Source organism: Dysgonomonas sp. UBA7630, assembly GCF_002483985.1.
GTDB lineage: Bacteria > Bacteroidota > Bacteroidia > Bacteroidales > Dysgonomonadaceae > Dysgonomonas.
The window spans coordinates 1-5,192 of sequence record NZ_DLIY01000027.1; the positions used below are offsets into that span (position 1 = coordinate 1).

General features: G+C 37.8%; 4 protein-coding genes and 2 pseudogenes. All 6 read right to left on the bottom strand.

All coding sequences use genetic code 11. The features are described 5' to 3' along the window. Positions 1 to 28: 28 nt before the first annotated feature. The 6 genes and pseudogenes from B3P17_RS11830 to B3P17_RS11850 all read right to left on the bottom strand — a co-directional run bounded on the left by B3P17_RS11830 (position 29) and on the right by B3P17_RS11850 (position 5,132). The gene (locus B3P17_RS11830) at positions 29 to 607 is read right to left on the bottom strand and encodes a hypothetical protein (RefSeq protein ID WP_252639260.1); all 579 of its coding nucleotides are present in this window, start codon (positions 605 to 607) and stop codon (positions 29 to 31) included. Between the two features lie 73 nt (positions 608 to 680). Then, positions 681 to 1,800 (bottom strand): annotated as a pseudogene (locus tag B3P17_RS15900) (hypothetical protein). A 4-nt stretch (positions 1,801 to 1,804) separates the two neighbouring features. Then, positions 1,805 to 2,789 (bottom strand): annotated as a pseudogene (locus tag B3P17_RS11835) (D-alanine--D-alanine ligase). Positions 2,790 to 2,813: 24 nt separating this feature from the next. Further along, positions 2,814 to 3,881, bottom strand: coding sequence for an RluA family pseudouridine synthase (locus tag B3P17_RS11840; RefSeq protein ID WP_252639252.1), 1,068 nt, complete (start codon positions 3,879 to 3,881; stop codon positions 2,814 to 2,816). Further along, entirely contained in the window at positions 3,881 to 4,504 is a 624-nt protein-coding gene (locus B3P17_RS11845; RefSeq protein WP_252639250.1) for a PASTA domain-containing protein, read from the bottom strand. The genes B3P17_RS11840 and B3P17_RS11845 overlap by 1 nt, the downstream gene beginning before the upstream one ends. A 163-nt stretch (positions 4,505 to 4,667) precedes the next feature. Then, complete coding sequence (locus B3P17_RS11850) at positions 4,668 to 5,132, bottom strand: Lrp/AsnC family transcriptional regulator (RefSeq protein ID WP_006842228.1); 465 nt, start codon at positions 5,130 to 5,132, stop codon at positions 4,668 to 4,670. Between the last annotated feature and the right edge of the window lie 60 nt (positions 5,133 to 5,192).

A 5,192-nucleotide genomic window follows, 5' to 3' on the forward strand; every position in this document is an offset into this window, starting at 1 on the left:
AACCTCTTTTTAGTTTTGTTGCAAATCTTTATTGAGATTTGTATATATTTTCAAAATCCTCGTTAAGTTCATTCAGAAAATACAATGTGCTTTTGCTTGTATTCACTTTCAGCTCTTGGAAGCCATCACTTGCTTTTATTGCATCGTTCGTAATAAAGTCTTCTGCTCTGATGATGCGTGTAAGGAGATTGCCTTTTCCTGAATTTTCATACAGATAAGATATATCTGTAATTTCCAGTACACATTTATCCTGAAATAAGAATCCGTTTACACGGTAACGCATAATCATTTTTTCACGCACTCCTTTCGAGTCGGCTGGTAGTAATAACTCTATCCTCGACTTTGCTATAAATTCGTGGTTCTGATAACCATATCGTATACTGGATATAAAAGGGTCTTTCCCGTACTTTGTTCCGGCCCAATCTTTTAGTATCTTATAATTATCTTCTATGGATAAGTTCGGTTTTGCCGGAATTTCCTTTATAAACGTCACTTTCCCTTCAAATACAGGGATAGACGTAAATTTCTGACCTTGTTTTATTACTTGAGCAAAACATGTGGCAGAAATTAGACTACATACGATATAAATCAAAAACTTTTTCATCATTCTATCTTTTTTGATTTATACAAATATATGAATATATTTTTAACTTAAACCCTTGATCGGAATTATCCTGCAATCAAGACTCTATTGTAGTCAGATAGTTCTTTAATGTATTCGAATACATTTCCAGCATTTTATCCCATACAAAGTCGTAGTCGATATAGTCGAGGTCTATTTTCTTTATTTGCNNGTATTTGCTTATCCAGATAGATTTTAAACTCTTCCAGTTGATCGGATGTGTATTTGTCCTCAAACCTTGTTTCTTTATAGAAGAGATCATAGGCTATATAGTTGCACGGAAATATTTCATAATTGCGGTGTATTTCCTTATCTATGATCTGGGCTGCAATTTCGGGTTGCAATCGTTTGTCGGGTTCTGTGATTTTATCCAACTCATCATTTATGCAGTTGCCAAAGCGAAATACTACATTGCCCTTCTTGCCTAAAATGCCGATTTCCATATTTAGAAGGTCGTCACGCTGAGTTTTTTTGAAATCAGGATTGTCTCTCTTCTGTTGAAACTCTTTTGCTTTCAGATAATCGCAAGGGTCGTATTCGTATGATATGGATAGCGGAATAAGATTCAGCTCCTTAAGACTTTCGATAAAAGATTTGTCTTCGGGATATAGAGCTAGCATTTTTAATAAACTGTCTTGAGTGCGGTCGTCCGAGTTTTTAGCTCGTCCTTCACGTTGAGCAATCCATACCGATTCTTTTTTCTCAGAAATGGCATAGTGTATATATTCAGACATGTGTTTTGACGCTATCAGTCTTTCTTTTATAGATAGTCCACGTCTTACAATAAAGCTCTTGTTGAGGCGCACAAGCTTGTCTATCCAAGGATGTATAAGCAGATTGTCTCCTATTGCTATTTCTGTCGTCTCAAAGCCTTTCTCGTGCCGCAGAATGTTTAGCAATCCGGCATCGAGCACAATATCTCTGTGNNCCCAGTTGTCGAGTTTCATGCTCGATGATACTCTCATACCCAATGCTTTTATCACAGGGTATATCATACGGCTTTGAAATTCTTTTTTTGTTGCGTATTTAGACATTTCGGCAGAAAACTCAGCCCAATCTATCTCGGGCATAATATATTTTACTGCGTGTTGAAAACCGGGGTCAACCAGTATATCTTGAATGGCTTGCTTCACCTCGTGGTCGTAGAGAGGCGCTATATCGTCAAATTTGCTACTCATGGTATCAATTTACATTAAATTCGTTTTCTATAATCTCTGTTAAGACTTCAGTAATATTTAAGCCCGCAGCAGCTATCTGTTGAGGGATAAAGCTGGTCTGAGTCATGCCCGGAACGGTATTTACTTCTAATAAGTACGGCTTATTATCTGAAATGATAAAGTCAACTCTGATAATGCCTTTCGCTCCTACCAAATCATATATTTTACGAGTTAATCGTTGTATCTCTTCTGTTATTTCCTGTGATATCCTTGCCGGAGTTATTTCTTCAACCTGTCCTTCGTATTTAGCATCATAGTCGAAAAAATCATTTGATGTAACTACTTCTGTCAAAGGAAAAACAACCTCTTTATTTTTTGTTTTGTAACAGCCGCATGTAACTTCTGTTCCCTTGATAAAGCTTTCGATAATCACATCCGGTGTTTCGCCGAATGCCACGTCAATCGCTTTTTGTAGTTGATCTGCGGACTTTACTTTAGTTGTTGCAAAACTTGAACCACCAGTATTCGGCTTTACAAACATGGGTAAGCCCAATTTTTCGGTGATATTNNTTATTTATATCGTACTTAGAATCCTTATTCAAATATAATGAATCGGCAACTCTTATCCCAAAGTTTCGAAGAAAATTGTTGCACACAAACTTATTCATAGTTAGCGACGATGCCATCATGCCGCATGTGGAGTAGGGGATGTCAAGCATATCGAAGTATGCTTGCAAGTGACCGTCTTCTCCTGGCGTTCCGTGTATGATGATAAACGCAAAGTCTATTTTAATCTTTTCTTTTCCCGGTGTATGAAAGGTAAAGTCGTTTTTGTCAACAGGAAGAGTTTCTTCATCGATCTCAACAGTCCACCCTTCTTTAACGATCTTTACTTTATACAGATTGTATTTTCCCTTGTCCAAAAAAGAATAAACACCAGCCATGCTTTTTGCTGAGACGATAACTTCGGAGGAATAGCCTCCCCATACAATGGCTATATTACGTTTCATTTTATACGAATGATTATATATTTATTAAATGTCTCTATATGCTATATATCCACGCCATTTTTCTACTAGCTGAGCCATGTCGTCGGGTAGTGGAGCTTCGAACATCAATTCTTGACCTGTTCGCGGATGTACAAACCCTAATGTCTGAGCATGAAGCGCCTGTCTTGGGCAGATATTAAAGCAATTTTGTACAAACTGTTTATATTTAGCAAAGTTAGTTCCCTTCAATATTTCATTTCCGCCATACCGTTCGTCGTTAAATAAGGTATACCCTATGTGCTTCATGTGTACGCGTATCTGGTGGGTACGTCCTGTTTCGAGCTGACACTGAATGAGTGTGACGTAGCCCAGTCGTTCCAATACTTTATAGTGCGTAACGGCATGTTTGCCGTAGTCTGCTTCGGGGAATACAGTCATCAACATACGATTTTTCAGGCTGCGACCAATATTGGCCTCTATGCGTCCTTCGTTATCAGTGATATTACCCCATACTAAGGCTATATATTGTCTTTTTGTTGTCTTATTGAAAAATTGGGCTGACAGATGCGTTTTTGCATAAGCATTTTTAGCCACAAGTATAAGTCCCGATGTGTCTTTGTCGATCCGATGCACAATACCCAATCGAGGATCTTTCGAATCATATTCCGGCGTATCTTTCAATCGGTATGCGATAGCATTTACCATTGTGCCCTGATAATTACCAAATCCCGGATGCACAACAAGACCCGGCGGTTTGTTTATCACCATTAGGTCTTCATCTTCATATACTACATCTAATGGGATGTCCTCAGGTATAATTTCCAACTCCCGTGGAGGGCGATTCATAACCACCGATATGACGTCGAGCGGCTTGATTCTGTAGTTGGATTTTACCGGAGTATTATTTACTAATATGCAGTCTGCTTCGGCTGCTTGTTGTATGCGGTTGCGCGAAACTCCAACTATATGCATAGCCAGATATTTATCAACGCGTATCATACCCTGACCTTTATCAGCTACAAAGCGATAGTGTTCAAATAACTCGGAATTCTGATCTTCTACAAGTTCGTCTTCCGAAAGGTCATCTATTTCATCAAATGAATCGTCGATCATTATTCAAAAAAAGATTTTTCGATGTCTTGTGAGTCAGATTGTTCAGATATACTGTCTCCCTCACTTATATCACCTCCGGCTCCTACGGTCATTACCAGCGGAGATCCTTTTGGTATTTTCTGATTCGGTGTTAGCTGTTTTCCTCTATACGAAATAGATATAACTAACCCTTTATAAGCGGCAGGTACTTCCTGTATGGTTACTTTGTTAAAGCCTAACGAAGCTAACTGAGCTTCGGCTTGCCTTCTCGAATAGTCTTTCAGTTCGGGCACAGATACCAGCTGCACACTTTTAGCTTTTATAACTAAAAATACGGTACGCCCTTTTTTAACTTTCGATTGCTCTTTCGGTATCTGTTCGATAATAGATCCGGGAGCACCTTCCGCTTGGAAGATGGAATCACTGATCTCGTATCTCAAATCCGACGATTCCAGTATCCCCGCTGCTTCTTGTACTTGCAGTCCTTTTACGGTAGGAACAGTGATGGACTCATTATGCTTGGTATAAAAATTGAGAAGAAACAATACGATTATAACCAGTCCCACAAAGGCCCCAATCATCATCAGTATGTTCTTTACATAAATATTCTTTAATAACCTCAATATGATATTCTCTTTCTTCATNNGTATGGCTATCCTTATCAAACGACGGTACAAAAATATTAAAAAAATACTTCTTTCATTTGTTTTACCTTACTTATTTAAGTTATAATAAGATAAATGAGAAGGATAATTGATTTCGCTTCAATTATCCTTCTCATCTATAATAGTATATAATAAGTTTCGATTATTCGGATTTAGATATCGGAATCTGGCGTTTTACTCCCTGACTCAAAGAAATCATAGTTTCTGTAGCTACAACTCCCGGAATGTCTTGGATTTTGTTGTTCAGCAAGTCCATCAAGTGCTCGTTATCCTTTGCATACAACTTGATCAGAATGGTGTATGGGCCCGTTGTAAAATGAGATTCTACAATTTCAGGAATCTTATCCAATTCAGGAATTACTGTTTTATACATTGAGCCTCTTTCGAGTTTTACTCCTATATATGTACAAGTGTTGTAACCAAGAACTTTAGGATTAACAAAATATCCGGAACCTACGATTACATCCATCTCGATCATGCGTTGTACACGCTGATGGATTGCGGCACGTGAAACACCACATTCGAGAGCTACATCCTTAAATGGAATTCTTGCATTCTGGGATATAATCTCTAGAATCTTTTTATCAAGTTTGTCAATTTTTTGCATAATATGAGCGTTTTATCGTTATTATATCTCAAATATATGATATTTTTTACAATCTGTATG